Annotated in this window: 17 protein-coding genes; 8 read left to right on the top strand and 9 right to left on the bottom strand. The window is 75.1% G+C overall.

Translation table 11 applies throughout. The features are described from left to right. Nucleotides 1–37 precede the first annotated feature (37 nt). The gene (locus BLU95_RS12375) at nt 38–967 is read left to right on the top strand and encodes a proline dehydrogenase family protein (RefSeq protein ID WP_093860070.1); all 930 of its coding nucleotides are present in this window, start codon (nt 38–40) and stop codon (nt 965–967) included. A 74-nt stretch (nt 968–1041) separates the two neighbouring features. Here BLU95_RS12375 and BLU95_RS12370 read toward each other — a convergent pair whose 3' ends face one another. Further along, on the bottom strand, nt 1042–1362 hold the full coding sequence (locus BLU95_RS12370) for a Uma2 family endonuclease (RefSeq protein WP_231978534.1): 321 nt from the start codon (nt 1360–1362) through the stop codon (nt 1042–1044). Between the two features lie 129 nt (nt 1363–1491). Here BLU95_RS12370 and BLU95_RS12365 point away from each other — a divergent pair, with 129 nt between their 5' ends. Then, nucleotides 1492–2187, top strand: a complete 696-nt coding sequence (locus BLU95_RS12365; protein ID WP_400746057.1) for an RraA family protein — start codon at nt 1492–1494, stop codon at nt 2185–2187. Between the two features lie 15 nt (nt 2188–2202). On the opposite strand, the gene BLU95_RS12360 is transcribed toward BLU95_RS12365, so the two are convergent. From BLU95_RS12360 to BLU95_RS42245, 3 genes are all read right to left on the bottom strand, one after another. After that, a complete protein-coding gene (locus tag BLU95_RS12360; protein ID WP_093860068.1) occupies nt 2203–2694 on the bottom strand; it encodes a GNAT family N-acetyltransferase in 492 nt (163 codons plus the stop codon). 64 nt (nt 2695–2758) lie between these two features. Beyond that, the gene (locus BLU95_RS12355) at nt 2759–4024 is read right to left on the bottom strand and encodes a TerD family protein (RefSeq protein ID WP_093864827.1); all 1266 of its coding nucleotides are present in this window, start codon (nt 4022–4024) and stop codon (nt 2759–2761) included. Between the two features lie 194 nt (nt 4025–4218). After that, complete coding sequence (locus BLU95_RS42245; RefSeq protein WP_093860067.1) at nt 4219–5622, bottom strand: hypothetical protein; 1404 nt, start codon at nt 5620–5622, stop codon at nt 4219–4221. Nucleotides 5623–6095: 473 nt separating this feature from the next. On the opposite strand from BLU95_RS42245, the gene BLU95_RS12345 reads away from it, so the two are divergent. Continuing rightward, nucleotides 6096–6599 carry an SsgA family sporulation/cell division regulator gene (locus tag BLU95_RS12345; RefSeq protein ID WP_159424869.1) on the top strand — a complete coding sequence of 168 codons (504 nt, stop codon included), beginning with the start codon at nt 6096–6098 and terminating at the stop codon, nt 6597–6599. Between the two features lie 54 nt (nt 6600–6653). On the opposite strand, the gene BLU95_RS12340 is transcribed toward BLU95_RS12345, so the two are convergent. Continuing rightward, nucleotides 6654–8156 (bottom strand): GAF domain-containing protein, encoded by a 1503-nt coding sequence (locus BLU95_RS12340; protein ID WP_197698753.1) that lies wholly within the window; start codon nt 8154–8156, stop codon nt 6654–6656. A gap of 601 nt (nt 8157–8757) precedes the next feature. Here BLU95_RS12340 and BLU95_RS12335 point away from each other — a divergent pair. The 4 genes from BLU95_RS12335 (at nt 8758) to BLU95_RS12320 (ending at nt 12109) form a co-directional block, all read left to right on the top strand. Continuing rightward, complete coding sequence (locus tag BLU95_RS12335) at nt 8758–9426, top strand: phosphatase PAP2 family protein (RefSeq protein ID WP_093864826.1); 669 nt, start codon at nt 8758–8760, stop codon at nt 9424–9426. Between the two features lie 204 nt (nt 9427–9630). After that, complete coding sequence (locus tag BLU95_RS12330) at nt 9631–10143, top strand: pyridoxamine 5'-phosphate oxidase family protein (protein ID WP_159424868.1); 513 nt, start codon at nt 9631–9633, stop codon at nt 10141–10143. Nucleotides 10144–10267: 124 nt separating this feature from the next. Further along, entirely contained in the window at nt 10268–11389 is a 1122-nt protein-coding gene (locus tag BLU95_RS12325; protein ID WP_093860063.1) for a TIGR03364 family FAD-dependent oxidoreductase, read from the top strand. 36 nt (nt 11390–11425) lie between these two features. Beyond that, nucleotides 11426–12109, top strand: a complete 684-nt coding sequence (locus BLU95_RS12320; protein ID WP_093860062.1) for a phosphonatase-like hydrolase — start codon at nt 11426–11428, stop codon at nt 12107–12109. A gap of 123 nt (nt 12110–12232) precedes the next feature. Here BLU95_RS12320 and BLU95_RS12315 read toward each other — a convergent pair whose 3' ends face one another. After that, entirely contained in the window at nt 12233–12892 is a 660-nt protein-coding gene (locus BLU95_RS12315) for an HAD family hydrolase (protein WP_093860061.1), read from the bottom strand. Between the two features lie 165 nt (nt 12893–13057). Here BLU95_RS12315 and BLU95_RS12310 point away from each other — a divergent pair, with 165 nt between their 5' ends. Continuing rightward, nucleotides 13058–13837: an SDR family oxidoreductase gene (locus BLU95_RS12310; protein WP_093860060.1), complete on the top strand. Its 780-nt coding sequence runs from the start codon at nt 13058–13060 to the stop codon at nt 13835–13837. Nucleotides 13838–13912: 75 nt separating this feature from the next. Here the strand turns inward: BLU95_RS12310 and BLU95_RS12305 are convergent, their stop codons facing one another. From BLU95_RS12305 to BLU95_RS12295, 3 genes are all read right to left on the bottom strand, one after another. Next, nucleotides 13913–14233: a DMT family transporter gene (locus tag BLU95_RS12305; RefSeq protein WP_093860059.1), complete on the bottom strand. Its 321-nt coding sequence runs from the start codon at nt 14231–14233 to the stop codon at nt 13913–13915. 6 nt (nt 14234–14239) lie between these two features. Beyond that, nucleotides 14240–14914, bottom strand: coding sequence for an HAD family hydrolase (locus BLU95_RS12300; protein WP_093860058.1), 675 nt, complete (start codon nt 14912–14914; stop codon nt 14240–14242). A 138-nt stretch (nt 14915–15052) separates the two neighbouring features. Next, on the bottom strand, nt 15053–16138 hold the full coding sequence (locus tag BLU95_RS12295; RefSeq protein ID WP_093860057.1) for an ABC transporter ATP-binding protein: 1086 nt from the start codon (nt 16136–16138) through the stop codon (nt 15053–15055). Nucleotides 16139–16151 lie beyond the last annotated feature (13 nt).

The following is a 16151-nucleotide window of genomic DNA, read 5'->3' as shown; positions in this document are numbered from 1 at the left end:
CTGCCACCCCTCGGAAACACCAGCTCCAGGAGTCACGATGCTCCGTTCCGCCCTCCTCGCCGCCTCCCGTTCGGCCCAGGTCCGCACCGTCGTCGAGAAGTTCCCGCCGACCCACGCGATAGTCGAGCGCTTCGTCGCCGGCGAGACCCTCGACGACGCCGTCACCGCCTGCGACGACCTCGTCGCGACCGGCCGCAAGGTCACCCTGGACCACCTCGGCGAGGACACCCGCGACGCCGCCCAGGCCGCCGGCACCGCCGAGGCGTACGAGCACCTGCTCGCGGCGCTCAAGGAGACCGGCCTGGCCGCCGGTGCCGAGGTCTCGGTCAAGCTCTCGGCCGTCGGCCAGTTCCTCCCGGTGGACGGCGAGAAGATCGCCCTGGAGAACGCCCGCCGCATCTGCGAGGCCGCCGCCGACGCCGGCACCACGGTGACCCTCGACATGGAGGACCACACCACCACCGACTCCACCCTCGCGATCGCCCGCGAGCTGCGCCAGGACTTCCCCTGGCTCGGGGTCGTCCTCCAGGCCTACCTGCGCCGCACCGAGGCCGACTGCCGCGAGTTCTCCGGCCCCGGTTCGCGGGTGCGCCTGTGCAAGGGCGCCTACAAGGAGCCCGAGTCGGTCGCCTTCCAGGGCAAGCACGAGGTCGACCTCGCGTACGTCCGGGCGCTCAAGGTCCTGATGGCGGGCGAGGGCTACCCGATGATCGCCTCGCACGACCCCAACATGATCAAGATCGCCGGCCAGCTGGCCCAGTGGAACGGCCGCAAGCGGGACTCCTTCGAGTACCAGATGCTCTTCGGCATCCGCCCCGAGGAGCAGCTGCGCCTCGCCGCCGAGGGCAACACCATGCGCGTGTACCTCCCGTACGGCGAGGAGTGGTACGGCTACTTCATGCGCCGCCTCGCCGAGCGCCCGGCCAACCTGACCTTCTTCCTGCGCGCCATGGCCACCCGCGGCTGACCCCGCGCGGCGACCGACCGGCCCGGGTCCCCCTCCCGCGATGGGGGGACCCGGGCCGGTCGCGTCGGCGCCGGTCAGATGAAGGGCTTGGTGTCCAGCTCCAACTCGAACGGGGCGGGGAGGACGAGCGGCTCGCCGAACCCCGCGAGGTGCAGCTCGGTGTACTCGTCGCGCTTGGGCTTCGAGAAGAGGCTGACCTGCGACTTCTCCCGGTCGATGAGGAGATGGAGCGGGATTCCGGCGCGTGCGTAGCAGTGCCGCTTGGCGATCCGGTCCTGGTCCGGCTTGCTGGAGGTCACCTCGGCGGCCATGGCCACACCGTCGGGCTCCATCCAGGGCGGGGCGAAGATGTCTGCCTGTCGGCCGGACGTGCAGGCCGGTTCTGTGGATGGCACGGGTCGTCACCGTAGTGGCGGGACGGGCGGGTCGTGTCGGGAGTGCGGGACTTTCACCCGATCGTGGGAAGGCGGATCGGCGTAGGATCTTCGCGCTGGTGAACTCTGGCGTGTGAGCGAGGAGTTGGCATGGTGCTGAAGCGGTTCGCGGAGCTGTCCACGCCGTTGGTGGCGGACGCCTGCATGCGGGTGGGGGTGGCGTTGCGGGTGGCGCCGGCGGGGGTGGCGGCGGTGGTGCCCGGGAGCCGGGTGGCCGGGCGCGTGCTGCCGGTGCGGCACTACGGGAGCGTGGACGTGTTCCTGGAGGCGTACGGCGCGGCGGAGCCCGGGGACGTCGTGGTGATCGACAACGGCGGGCGGACGGACGAGGCGTGCATCGGGGACCTCGCCGTGCTGGAGGCGCGGGCCGCCGGGGCCGCCGGGGTGGTGGTGTGGGGGCTGCACCGCGACACCCCGGAGCTGGTGGAGATCGGGCTGCCGGTGTTCAGCTACGGCACGCTGCCGCTCGGCCCGGTGCGGCTGGACGGGCGGGAGCCCGAGGCGCTGACGGCGGCCCGGTTCGGTCCGCACCTGGTGGACACCGGGGACGTGGTGTTCGCGGACGCGGACGGTGTGCTGTTCGTGCCGTCCGCGCGGCTGGACGAGGTGCTGGACGCGGCGGCCGGGATCGCCCGCACCGAGCGGGCGCAGGCGGAGCGGATCCGCTCCGGCGACACGCTGCGGCGGCAGACCGCGTTCGCGGAGTACCTGGAACGCCGCGCCGCCGACCCGGGGTACACCTTCCGGCAGCACCTGCGGCGGGTCGGCGGGGCGATCGAGGAGTAGGGCGGGTGCCGCCGGTCAGAGCGCCAGATGCATGACGTACAGGGGGACGTAGCCGTGCACGGGGTGGTGGAAGGCTTCCGGGACGGTGCCGACGATGCGGAAGCCGAGCGACTCGTAGAGCTTCACCGCGTGCTCGTTGGTCGCGACCACGGCGTTGAACTGGATCGCGCGGTAACCGGAGCGGCGGGCCCAGTCGATGCTGTCCAGGACGAGCGCCCGGCCGACGCCGCGGCCGCCGTGCGCCGGGTCCACCATGTAGCTCGCGCCGGCGACGTGGCCGCCGTTGCCCATCTGGTTGCGGTTCGTCTTGGCGGTGCCGAGGACGGCGCCCGTGGTCTCGTCCACGGCGACCACGGTGCGGTGCGGTTCGGGCAGCAGCCACCACTCCCGGCCCTGCTCGAAGTCGAGGTCGAGCGGGTAGGTGAACGTCTCGCCGGCCGCGACGATGGCGTGGAAGAACGGCCAGATGCCCGGCCAGTCCTCGGTGGTGGCTTCCCTGATCAGCATCCGGACATGATGCGCGGCGGACGGCGGGAGGTCCAGTCGTTTTCTCCCGCCGCCCGACCGGCCGTCAGAGCATCGAGGCGGCCGGCTTGACCATCGCCCGGGCGGTCTTGGCGTCGACGTACTCGCCGATCGCGGTCATCACCCACTCGCCCGAGTACTGGCGGACCAGCTTGCACATCACCACGCCGGTGCGGGACTCGGAGTGGGTGAGGTCGAAGCGGACCAGCTCCTGGCCGGTGCCGGCGTCGACCAGACGGCAGTACGCGTTCTTGACCTCGGTGAACTTCTGACCGGAGAAGGAGTTCACCACGAAGACCAGGCCGCACACCTCCTGCGGCAGCCCGTTGAGGCGGACGGTGATCGACTCGTCGTCACCGCCGCCCTCGCCGGTCAGGTTGTCGCCGGAGTGGACGATCGCGCCGTTGAAGATGCCCAGCTTCATGAACCAGGCGGTGTCCAGCTTCTCGCGCTTGCCGTCGAAGGCGAGGCAGGAGGCGTCGAGGTCGATGTTGCGGCCGCGGCCGGCGGGCTCCCAGCCGAGGCCCATCCGGATCGAGGAGAGGAAGGGCTTGCCGTTCTTCTCCAGCGAGACCGAACCGCCCTTGGTGAGGCTGACCCGGCCCTTGTCCAGGGTGACCTTGGTGAGGGACGGCGCCGCGGCGGCGGGCGGGGCCGGGGGCATCGGGGGCGCGCTCTGCGGCATCGGCGGGGCGGAGGCCATGGCGAGCCGGGGGTCGACCGGGCCGGCGGCCGGCGGCGGGGTCGGCGCGGCGGCGGCCGGGGCGGGCGGGGGCGGCGCGACCTGGGTGACCGGGGCGGCGGCCGCCGGAGCCGGCTGCTCCTCGACCGAGACACCGAAGTCGGTGGCGATGCCGGCCAGACCGTTCGCGTAACCCTGGCCGACCGCGCGAACCTTCCAGGCGCCGTTGCGCTGGTAGACCTCGACCACGATCAGTGCGGTCTCCCGGCCGAGCGCCGGCGAGGTGAAGGTGACCAGGACCTCGCCGGTGGCGGCGTCGCGGACGGTCGCGGTCGGCTCCATGCCCGCGAAGGTGGCGCCGGCCTCGTCGGGACTGGCGGTCACCACGATCTTGCTGATCCCGGCCGGGACGGCGGCGGTGTCGACGATGATGGCGTCCGGGCTGCCCGCGGCGGCCGGGCGGTGGGTCACCCCGGGCCCGTTGGGGGCGTTGTAGAAGACGAAGTCGTCGTCCGAACGGACCTTGCCGGCATCGGTCAGCAGCAGGCCCGAGACGTCCAGCGCCTTGGGTGCGGTGACCTCGACGGTCACCCGCGCGGCGGTCAACGGGGCATTGCCGCCCTGGGTCAGGACCGTGGACACGAACTCCTCCTGGGAATGACGTGGTGCGGGGCCGGCCCCGGCGGTGGGGCGGCTGTGCCGACTGGCGACCACAGTAACGAACGAGGTCGGCCGGATGAGCCCGATCGGGCCGCTGACCTGTCGGGTTGTCCGACCGGAGCGGACCGGGCCGGACGGGGGTGGTGCGGCGGTGCCGGAGCCGCTCAGCGGGCGGGTGCGGGTGCGGGTGCCGCTACCGGCGCGGACGCCGGCGTGGTGGCGCCGGGACGGCTGCCGGTGCCGGACGGTGCCGCGAAGCCGCCGAGGGCGGCGACGGCGCGCGGCCGGTCGATCCCGAAGGCACTGGCCTTCCAGCACTCGGCGGTCCGGGGCGCGGCGCGGCGCGGTGCGGGCGGGCGGATGCCGAGCACGGCGAAGGTGTACCGGCCGGGGCGGACGTCGGTGCCGGGCGGGGTGGTGAAGCGGTACACCGCCGAGCCGCGTTCCTGGTGGGCGGTGATCACGACGCCGGTCAGGTCCGTCCAGACGGTGCCGGCGCCGGGGGCCAGCGCGCCCGGGGCGAGCCGGAACTCGGCCTGGAGCGCGGTCAGCGGCTCGGTGACGGTCAGTGCGAGCAGGTGGCGGGTGCCGTCGCGGCCGAGCGGCTGGACCAGGGCCGCGCCGCTGAGCGCCAGGTCGTCGGTGCTGTCGGTGCCGCCCTTGCCGCCCGTCTCGCCCCGGTCACCCTTTTCGCCGGTGCCGCCGGTGGCGCCCTTCCCGTCGGTGGCGCCCTTCCCGTCGGTGCTGTCGGTGCCGCCGGTTCCGGGGTCGGCGAGGATCTCGCCGGTCCGGTCCGGCGGGGTCGGTGCCGGGGTGCCCGGGACGGGGGCGAGCGGGCGGGCCGCGGTCGGCGAGGGGGAGGGCGCGGGGGTGGCCGGGGCCGTCGTGCCGGTCGCCGGCTCCCCGGCGGGCCGGTCGGCGGTCGGCCGGTCGGCGTTGCGGGAGGCGGGCTGCTCCTCGGCGGGCTGCCCGGCGGCGAGGGTGTCCTGGCCGCCGCCGACGGTACCGGTGCCGCCCTGCCCCCCGGCGGGCTCGCCGGTCACGCCGTGCCGGGGCGGCGGGCCCTCGGCGAGCGGTACGCCGCTGGGGGATCCGCCGCGGGGCGCGGCCGGGGTGGTGGACCGCGGGCCGGTGGTGCTCCCCGGGGCGCGGGGGCCGGTCGGGCCGGGCAGGGGGACGGCAGGGGTGGCCGGGGGACGGCCCGCGGTGGCGTCCGCGGTGCCGGTCTCCCGGTCGGCCGTGGTGCCCGAGGCGGGACCGGACGCGGTGCCGGAGGCGGTGCCCGAGCCGCTGTCGGGGCCGACGGCCGGGCTCGGCGGCGGGGCGCTGGAACCGACCCTGGAGACCCCGGCCCGGCGGCCCACACCCTGCTGTTCGCTGAGCAGCAGGGTGGTGGCGATGCTGATCCCCACGACGGTGGACATCGCCATCGCGGCGCCGGAGAATCGCAGGGTGGGCAGTCGTAGGCGGCCGCCGAACGGGCCGGGCCGTCCGTGCCGGCCGTGCCTGGTGCGGTGACGGTCGTGCGGGTACGCCGCGTCCTGCCCGGTGTCCTCGGACGGACCCACCGGACCCCTCCCTCCCCTGAAGTCGCCGTTGCGGTCGCCGCATTCTCCCACGTACCGACGGCGGCGCCGGTGCCGCCGACCGGGCGGACGGCCGCCGGCCGGCCCGGTGCGGCCGGCCCGACCGGGATCCGGTCGGGGGCGTCGTCCGGGACGCGTCCGGGCCCGGCCCGAGTGTCCCCCCGGGGCCGAGCGTGCGGAGTCCGCCGGGTGCGCGCGCGGGCGTGCGCCGGCAGGGGGACGAGCGTAGCAGCGGGCACCCGGGCGGTGGCCAGAGCCTGGACCGAATGGATCAAATCCGTGGACAACCCTTTGGCCAGCGGAAGTTGACGGTCCGTCTGACAAGGGCGGCAACGGGCCCGGTAAGGGACCCCGGGAGCGTTCGGGGATTATTGCAACCCCCTTGCAACCCTTGCCGGTCCGTCGCGCGGTGGCGCAGTCTGGAGGGCATTCCACGCCGTCCCGGAGAGACCGTCATGCCGCCCGACCCGCTGCCAGCACCCTCCAGTGCCCCTCTCGCCGCTACCCCCACGGGCGGCGAAGAGGCAGGCTCCACCGCCGCTCCGGCGGCGGTGGAGGAGGTGCTGTCCCTGCGGATCTCGCTGGGCGAGGAGGTGGTCGGAGAGGTCCGTACGCGGTTCCGGTTCGACGCCGCGCGCCCGTACGAGGTGCTGCTGACGTTCCATCTGGGGCGGCCGGACGAGGCCGACTGGGTGTTCTCGCGCGAACTGCTGCGCGACGGCCTGCGCTCGTTGAGCGGTCAGGGCGACGTCAAGCTGTGGCCGGCCTACTGTCCGTGCCACGGCTCGACGTTGCACCTGGCGCTGGAGTCCCCGCACGGCAGCGCGCTGCTGGAGGTCTCCAAGCCGAAGGTCCGGGCCTGGCTGGACCGGACGTACGCGCTGGTCTCGGAGGAGGCGGAGCGGGCCCACGGGCCGAGCGACGCCGAGCTGACCGCGCTGCTGTCCGGCGGCCGCTGAGCCCGGGGCGGGCGGTGCGCCCGGACCGGTGATGTGCTCGGACCGGTGATGCGCTCAGGCCGGCGGCAGCGGGACCCGGCCGGTCCGCGGGGCCGGCAGCTGGCCCGGTGGGGGCGGGGGCCCGGGGAGCCGGACGGTGCCGCCCGCGAGTCCCGCGCGGAGCCTGCGCACGGCCGGACCGGAGGAGGACGGCAGCAGGTCGTACGGGTCCTCAGGCCCGGCCACGCCGACCAGCACCGATTCGGCGAAGCGGTAGGGCCGGTGGGCCAGCAGGCCGCCCAGGTGGCGGCGGAGCCGGGAGAGTTCGGCCCGCACCGTCACCGTCCTGGCCGGGTCCCCGAACAGCGCGTCGGCCAGCTGGGCCGCGCTGAGGCCGTTCCGTTCGGTGGCGAGCAGCAGCAGCAGTTCGGCGTGGCGGGGGCTGAGCGCGTGCGACCAGCTGCCGGCCGCGCCGTGCACCGACAGCGCCGGACTGCCCGGCCGGCGCAGGTCGAGCCGGACCCGGGCGCCCTCGGCCTGTTCGGCGAGCAGGCCGCCGAGGCCGCCGGGCCCGTCGGGAGCGCCGGGGTCGTCCGGATCCTCGGGGTCCGCGGCCGGTGCCGGCGCGGCGCTGCGGAGCGGCACCGGGCGGACCAGCCAGCCGTCGGCGAGCGGCTCGATCACGCATTCGCCCAGGCTGGGCAGCCAGTGCACGGCGGCGGTGCTCCAGCCCTCGGCGGGCAGTCGCAGCCGGGCCGGTGGTGGCAGGCCCGCCGCGGCGGCCGTCCAGCCGGCCGCGTCGACGACCAGGGCGGGTCCGTTCACCCGGGCCAGCATCGGGGCGGCGAGGGTGCGCAGGTGGTGCAGTGATTCGAGGCGGCGGGCGCGCAGTTCGGTCTCGGCGAGCTTGGCGGCGGTGGCGGTGAGCTGGAGCAGGTAGGGGCGGACGGAGTGGGCCGGGCCGCTGAGGTTGATGGCGCCGATCAGCCGGCCGGTGCCGGGGTCGTGCACGGGGGCGGCGACGCAGGTCCACGAGTGGTGGCTGCGCAGGTAGTGCTCGGCGGAGTGGACCTGCATCGGGCGCTGGGCGCGCAGGGCGGCGGCGATCCCGTTGGTGCCGACGCTCTCCTCGATCCACCGGGCGCCGGTGAGGAAGCCGATCCGGTCGGCGCTGCGGCGCAGTCCGCGCTCGCCCTCCTGCCAGAGGATGTGGCCGTCCGCGTCGGCGATGGCGAGGATCAGCGGTGGCTGGCCGGGCTGTTCGAGCAGGGTGTCGCGGAGGACGGGGAGCAGCGGGTCGAGGCCGCTGGTGCGGCGGCGGTGTTCGATCTCGGCGGGGCCGAGGTGGACGGCGGCGGCGCCGGCGTCGGGGTCGAGGCCGATCCGGCGCAGGCGTTCCCAGGAGTCGCCGATCTCGGGGCGGGGCTGGAACAGGGACGGGTCGTCGGGGCCGGTGTCGCGGGTGGCGGCGCGGGCGGCGGCCTCGGCGAGGGCGCGTTCGTGGACCTTGGCCAGTTCCGCAGCCGTCTGCGGAGTACGACGCTCGGGTCGTCGGGTCTGCCGTCCTGGCTGCCGCACTCGGTTCGCTCCTCGCCGCCGTCCGAGGGCGCGCCGGGGTCGACGCGCTGACGAAAGAGTACGGGCGCCACCCGTTCCTGGGGATGGGGTCTGCCAACTCGGAATACCCGGTGGTATGGAAGTGGACATGCCAATGACCGGGAGTGTCCGGACGGGGTGGGAAGGGGTCCGGCGAGGGGCGGGAGCGGTGGGCGGGTGCCCGGTTCCGGGGCGGTCGGGGCGGGCGGCCGCAAGCGGGCGCGCGGGGCCTGCGGGGTGCGCGCCCGGCGCACGGGTGCGTAGCAGGGGCGCGTGTCCGAATGCTGGTCACAGTGGCCGGCGGGGGGTGGGCGGCGGCCGGCTCGGGCGCGCCCGGTATCGACCGTTATCCGGTACAGATCTTCGTTCTGGTAGTAGTTGTCCTCATGCTCCCGATTGTTTGCGAACTGTTCGGTGACCGGCGGTACCGCCGTCACGCCGGTGCCGACCGGTGACGGCGCCGCTCCCGACCCCGGTACTGCTCCCGGCGCAGGCGGCGGTGCACGAGGCGGCGGCGTCGGGCCTTCCGGTGCCCGGCGTTCCGGTGTCCGGCGTTCCTGCGTCCGGCGTTCCGGTGCCCGGCATGCCGCTGCACGAGCTGGCCGTGTACGACGGCAGTGGCGTCTCCGGCGGCCTGTACAGCCGGGTGGTCGGCTGGGCGGACGCCGCGCCGCACTGGCTGGACCGGGTGGTCGCGCTCTGGTCGCTGCTCGGCCTCGGGCTCTTCGCGCTGCTGATGCTCGCCGCCTGGTGGCGGGCGCGCGGGGGCGGGCCGGCCGTGATGGCCCGGGTGCTGGCCGCGGCGCCGGTCGTCCTGCTCGCCTACGCGGTGAACTCCGCTTTCAAGGGAGTGGTGGAGGAGGTCCGGCCGTGCGCGCAGCTGCGGGTGCGGGACACCCTGGAGAGCTGCCCGGGGCCCGGTGACTGGTCCTTCCCGAGCAACCACACCGTGATCGCGTTCGCGGCCGCCGCCGCGCTGCTGCTCGTCGACCGGCGGATCGGCGCGGTGGCCGCCGTGGCCGCCGTGCTGATGGGTGCCTCCCGGGTCTGGGTGGGGGTGCACTATCCGCACGACGTCCTGGTGGGGGCGGTGGTCGGCGTGCTGGTGGCGGTGCCGCTGGTGCTCGCGGCCGGCCGGGCCGGGCCGCTGGTGGCACACGCCCGCACCGGTCCGCTGCGGCCGCTGCTGGGCACGGGGGCCGCGGCGGCGGTCGCCGGCCCGGGCCGGCCGGTCGGGGTGCGGCGGGACTGAGCGGTCCCGGCCGGGCCTGCCAGTGGGGGAGGGACCGGGCGGCCCGGAACCGGCAGGCCGGACGCTGTCCCGGCCCTTGTGCGGCAGGGGTGCCGGGGAAGAGCATGTGAGCCGGGCGCGGCGGCCCCCGACGGGGGTACCCGCCCGGCTCAGTCGTGCCAGGGCGCCGCGCGCCGGGCGTGCCAGTGGAGGGAAGTGCTGCTCATGCCGTACCGACTCGACATCACCCAGGGGGACTGGCCGGCCGAGGAGCTCGGCAAGGGCGTCGAGGGCCTGCTGGCCGAGGCGATGGTGCTCACCCTGGCGACGGCGGGCCACGAGCACGGCCCGCACGCCAACCTCGCCTTCTTCGCCTACGACGACGACCTCGTCCTCTACTTCGTCAGTGAGCGCGCCACCCGCCACAGCCACCACCTGGCCGAGGAGGCCAGGGCGGCGGCCACCGTGTTCCTGCCGCCGCCGGTCTTCGGCGAGCAGCTGCGCGGACTCCAGCTGACCGGCAGCGCGGGAGAGGCGTGGGGGCGGCAGGCCGAGTCGGCGCTGGCCGCCTACCAGGGGCGGTACCCGGCCTTCGCGCGGGACGAGGAGGTGCGGCGGCAGTTCCTGACCGGTGGCGGGGCGGCGGCGCTGTACCGGTTCCAGGTGGAGGGGCTGACGGCGGTGGACGAGCCGAAGTTCGGCCGGCGGAACTACCTGCGGGCGGCCGTGCGGCGCTGACCCCGGCCGCGGCGCCCGTCCGGGCCCGGCGGGCGCCATGTTGGCTGTACAACTTTTCGGTCGGTTCATCTGCGGTCCGCCGGTCGGACTCCCCTCGGACACCTGGCGGCATCAGCCTGGCCGCATGAGAGTCATCGTCGTAGGAGCAGGCGTGCTCGGCACCATGCACGCCTGGCAGGCCGTCGAGCGCGGCCACGAGGTCGTCCACCTGGAGCGCGAGGCGGAGGCGCGCGGCGCCTCGGTGCGCAACTTCGGCCTGGTCTGGGTCAGCGGCCGCGCCCGGGGTGAGGAACTGGACACCGCGCTGCGGGCCCGCGAGCTGTGGGAGCGGATCGGCGGGCAGGTCCCCGACCTCGGCTTCCGCGCCAACGGCTCGCTCACCGCGATCCGCACCGAGGCCGAACTCGCGGTCGCCGAGCAGGCGCTGACCCTGCCCGACGCCGCCGCGCGCGGCTACCGGCTGCTCGACGCCGAGCAGACCCGGGCCGCCAACCCCGCCCTGCGCGGCAAGCTGCTCGGTGCCCTGTGGTGCGAGCGGGACGCCGCGGTCGAGCCGCGCACCGCCCAGCCCGCGCTGCGCGCCGCCCTGACCGCCACCGGCCGGTACACCTTCCTGCCCGGGCGCGAGGTCCGCGACGTCGTCGGCGAGAACGCCGTCCGCGACGACCACGGCGACGTCCACACCGGTGACCTGGTGATCCTCTGCACCGGCGCCTGGCTGGGCGGCCTGGTCCGCGAGCTGGCGCCCGAGCTGCCGGTCCGCAAGGTGCGGCTGCAGATGATGCAGACCGACCCGCTGGACGAGCCGATGACCACCTCGGTCGCCGACGGCGACTCCTTCCGCTACTACCCGGCCTTCGCCGGCGACGCCCTGGACCGCCTCCGCGAGGTCCAGCCGCAGCCGCCGGTCGCGGCCGAGCACAAGATGCAGCTGCTGATGGTCCAGCGCCGGGACGGCGGTCTGACCATCGGCGACACCCACGAGTACGACCACCCCTTCGGCTTCGACGTGGTCGAGGACCCGTACGACCACCTGGTCGGCGTGGCCGAGGAACTGCTCGGCCGCCCGCTGCCCCGGGTCCGCCGCCGCTGGGCCGGCGTCTACGCGCAGTGCGTCGACACCACCCGGGTGGTCCACCGCGAGCGTGTCCGCGACGGCGTCTGGCTGGTCACCGGCCCTGGCGGCCGGGGCATGACCTGCTCGCCCGCGATCGCCGAGAAGACCGCCGAACTCGCCAACCTGTAAGTCCGCCAACCTGTAAGTCTGTCGAAGGAATTGAACATGTCGAACGACATCCGCCTGGTCGTCCTGGACATGGCCGGCACCACCGTGGCCGACGGCGGCCTGGTCGAGCGGGCCTTCGGGGCCGCCGCCGGCTCGCTCGGGGTCGAGACCGGCAGTGCCGAGCACGCCACCATGCTGGAGCACGTCCGCGCCACCATGGGCGAGTCCAAGATCTCGGTCTTCCGCCACCTGTTCGGCGAGGAGGAGAAGGCCCAGCGGGCCAACGCCGCCTTCGAGGCCGCCTACCACGACCTCGTCGACGAGGGTCACTGCGCGGCGCTGCCCGGCGCGGCCGAGGCCATCGCCGAACTCCGCGGCCAGGGCCGCAAGGTGGTCCTCACCACCGGTTTCTCCCGGGCCACCCAGGACCGCATCCTGGCCGCCCTCGGCTGGCAGGACATCGCCGACCTCACCCTCTGCCCGGCCGAGGCCGGCCGGGGCCGCCCCTATCCGGACCTCGCGCTCGCCGCGCTGCTGCGCACCGGGACCGACGACGTCCGGCAGGTCGCGGTGTCCGGCGACACCGGCTACGACATGCTGACCGGTGTCCGGGCCGGCGCCTCGGTGGTCGCGGGCGTCCTCACCGGCGCCCACGACGAGCAGCGGCTGCGGGCCGACGGCGCCACCCACGTGCTGAAGTCCGTCGCCGAGCTGCCCGCCCTGCTGGGACCGGTCGGCTGAGCAGTACCCGGGCGGGGGCGCGACGCGAGGCGCGCCCCCGCCCGGGGCATTCGGCGTCCCGGTGCGGGCCGGGGAGGAAGGCGGCCGGCTGGGCGGAGACCGGACCCGGCCCCGGACCGGCGGTCAGCCCGCGGCGAGGAGGGCGGGGAGTTCGCGCATGTCCTCGAAGACGACCGTGCCCGGGCCGGTCAGCCGGGCGGCGGGGGTGAGGCCGCCCGCGTAGCCGAAGGCGCGCATGCCGGCCGCGCGCGCGGCCAGGACGCCCGGGGCGCTGTCCTCGACGACGGCGCAGGCCGACGGCGGCACGCCCATCCGCTGCGCCGCGTGCAGGAAGAGGTCCGGGGCCGGTTTGCCCCGGGCGACCTCGGTGGCGCTGAAGATCCGGCCGGCGAAGCGGTCGAACAGCCCGGTGCGGCCCAGGGTGTGCGCCATCTTCTCGTGCGAGCCGCTGGACGCCACGCAGGTCGGCAGGGTGATCGCGTCGAGCGCCTCCGGCAGGCCGTCGACCGGCTCCAGACCGGCGTCCACCTGCTCGGCGTGCCGGCGCACGAACTCCGCCCACCAGCGGTCGGCGGTCTCCCGGCCGAGCCGCTCGGCGACCTGTTCGTCGATCGAGGCCATCGAGCGGCCGATGAAGCGCTCCACCACCTCCTCCTCGGTGAGCGGCCAGCCGAGTTCGGCGCCGAGGCCGGTCTGCACCCGGGCCGCGATCCGCTCGCTGTCCACCAGGACGCCGTCGCAGTCGAAGATGACGAGCCGTACCGGCCCGGTCGGGATGATCATGCGCGCAGGATAGACCGGTCACGGCCGGTCACGGTCGGGTCGGGTGGGGCCGGTCACGGCCGGGCGGCCCGGGGCGGGAATCCGTGGATCCGGATCGGCCACCTCCGGTACCTTGATCGTCGGCCGGCTCCTCGGAGGGGCCGGGACGATCGAACGGGGGCAGAAATGGCCGAACTGGCCGACAAAGCAGCATTGGTGACGGGTGGTTCGCGGGGCATCGGACGGGCGGTGGCGCTCCGGCTGGCCGCCGGCGGTGCGCTGGTCGTGGTGCACTACGGGGGCAACGCGGAGGCGGCGGAGGAGACCGTGGCCCGGATCGTCGCGAACGGCGGCCGGGCGTTCGCCGTCGGTGCGCGGTTCGGGGAGCCCGGCGCCGTGGAGCGGCTGTTCGAGGGCGTGACCGCGGGGCTGGCGGAGCGCGGGGTGCGGGGCCTGGACATCCTGGTCAACAACGCCGGGATCAGCTCGGGCAGTTCGATCGGGCAGGTCACCGAGGAGGAGTTCAACCGGCTCCTCGCCGTCAACGTGACCACGCCGTTCTTCGTGATCCAGCGCGCGCTGGCGCTGCTGAACGACGGCGGCCGGATCATCAACATGGGTTCCACCGCCAGCCGCTTCGCGGTGTCCACGCAGATCGGCTACACGGTCACCAAGGCGGCGCTGGAGGCGATGGGCCCGTCCCTCGCCAATGAGCTGGGCCTGCGCGGGATCACCGTCAACACGGTGGCGCCCGGCGCGGTGCGGACCGACATGACCGCGGCCTACACCGGGATACCGGAGATCGTCGCGGGCCTGGAGTCGATCACCGCGCTCGGTCGCCTCGGCGAGCCGGAGGACGTCGCCGACGTGGTCGGATTCCTGGCCGGACCGCAGGGCCGCTGGGTGACCGGCCAGACCGTCGACGTCTCGGGCGGTACCTACCTGGGGCCGATCGCCCACGTCTGACCGGTGCGGGGAACGGCGCGCCGGGCGGTGGTCCCACCGCCCGGCGCGTTCGTCGTCACCCGTGCGGGGCCCGGTTCAGTGGCCGCCCTTGAGGTTGAGCACGACCACGCCGACGATGACCAGGGCGAGGCCGATCCACTGCGTCCGCCCCAGCGACTCGCCGAAGGCGACGACGCCGATGCCGGCCACGGCGGCGGTGCCGGCGCCGGACCAGACGGCGTAGGCGATCGAGACCGGTATGTGCTTGAGGGCGCGGCCGAGCAGGGCGAAGGACAGCACGTAGCCGATCGCCACGCCCACGCTGGGCCAGAGCCGGCTGAAACCCTCGGTCAGCTTGAGGCAGCTGGTGGCACAGACTTCACTGATGATCGCCAGGGCGAGGAGTACGTAGGGCACGGAGCATTAAACCCCGGGCACGGCGGTGAGCCGGCCGAGGAGGTCGAGGTCCGCGTGCTCCAGGCTGTCCAGCAGGGTGATCCGGGAGCCGTCCGGGATCGCGGTGCCGGTGGACGGGACGGCGAGCACGGCGCAGCCGGCCGCGGAGGCGGAGGCGACCCCGGTCGGGGTGTCCTCGACGGCGACGCAGGCCGCCGGGTCCAGACCGAGTCGGGCCGCGGCCGCGAGGTACGGGTCCGGGGCGGGCTTGGTGCGCGGGGTGTCCTCGGCGGCCAGGGTCACCGCGAACCAGTCCCGGCCGATGGTGCCCAGCACCATGTCGACCACCCGGCGGGGGGAGGCGGAGACCAGCGCGGTGGGCACCCGGGCGTCGCGCAGCTCGGCCAGCAGGGCGAGCGCGCCGGGGCGGGGGACGGTCTCGGCGGCGACCTTCCCGGCGAAGGAGTCGCCCAGCCGGTCGGCCAGTTCGGCCTCGCTGAGGGCGGTGCCGCTGACCCGGTGGAGGTGGGCGGCGGTGTGCTCGATCGCCTGGCCGAGCACCTCGGGCGCGTCGGCCTCGGTGAGCGGGTGGCGCAGCTCGTCGGCGAGCTCGGCGGCGGCCTCCCACCAGAGGTGCTCGGTGTCGACGAGGGTGCCGTCCATGTCGAAGAGGACGGCGGCGGGTGGGGGAGTTTCAGGCATGGCGGTACCTTCGGTGGTGCACGCGGAGGGTGGACGGGGCGGGCCGGGAGGCCCGGTCCCTGCGGGCGGCCGGGTTCGGCGCGGCGAGGCGCGGGTCGGGTCGGGTGCCGGTCGGGTCGGGTGCCGGTCGGGTGCGGCTCAGACGGTACGCCGGTCGACCAGGACCGGGCGCTCCGGCAGGGTCAGCGCGGCGCGCGAGCCGGCCGGCAGCGCGGCGGCGGTCTCGGTGGGCAGGTCGGCCTTGACCTCGGTGCCGTCGTTCAGGCGGACGGTGAGGCGGGTGACCGCGCCCAGGAAGGACGCCGAGACGACCAGGGCCGGCCCGTGCTCGTCCGGGGTCAGCCGGACGTTCTCCGGGCGGACCAGCACCTGGAGCGGGCCGTCGGCGGGCAGCTCGCCGTCCACGGCGTGGCGGCGGCCGAGCACCTCGACGCCCTCGCCGGAGCGCTCGCAGGGGATGCGGCTCATGGTGCCGACGAACTCGGCGACGAAGGCGGTGGCCGGGCGGGCGTACAGCTCGGCGGGGGCGGCGCACTGCTCGAGCCGGCCGGAGCGCAGGACGGCGACCCGGTCGGCCATCGACAGCGCCTCCTCCTGGTCGTGGGTGACGAACAGGGTGGTGATCCCCAGCTCCTGCTGGAGGCGGCGGATCTCCTCGCGCAGCGACAGCCGCACCTTGGCGTCCAGCGCGGACAGCGGCTCGTCGAGCAGCAGGACGCGCGGCTGGAGGGCGAGCGCGCGGGCGAGCGCGATGCGCTGCTGCTGGCCGCCGGACATCTGGTGCGGGTAGCGGCCGGCGTGCTGCGGCAGACCGACCAGCTCCAGCAGCTCCTGGGCGCGCTTGGTCCGCTCGGCCTTGCCGGCGCCGCGCATCCGCAGGCCGAAGGCGACGTTGTCGGCCGCGGTCAGGTGCGGGAACAGGCTGTAGGACTGGAACACCATGCCGGCGTCGCGCTTGTGCGCGGGGATCGCGGTGATGTCCTTGCCGTCGACCAGGACCTGGCCCGAGTCGTGCTGCTCGAAGCCGGCCAGGATGCGCAGCGCGGTGGTCTTTCCGCAGCCGGACGGGCCGAGCAGGGCGAGCAGCTCACCGGGGTGGACGGTGAGGTCGAGGCCGTCCAGCGCGGTGGTGGCGCCGAAGGTGCGGCGCAGCGAGCGGAACTCGACGGTGGCGCTGCCGGGGGTGACGGGGGCGCCGGTGACGGGGGCGGTGGCCGTGGTCATGATGGGTGACTCC

The organism is Streptomyces sp. TLI_053 (assembly GCF_900105395.1).
GTDB lineage: Bacteria > Actinomycetota > Actinomycetes > Streptomycetales > Streptomycetaceae > Kitasatospora.
The sequence above is the reverse complement of the archived record's forward strand: the minus strand, read 5'-3'. Positions and strand labels throughout refer to the sequence as shown.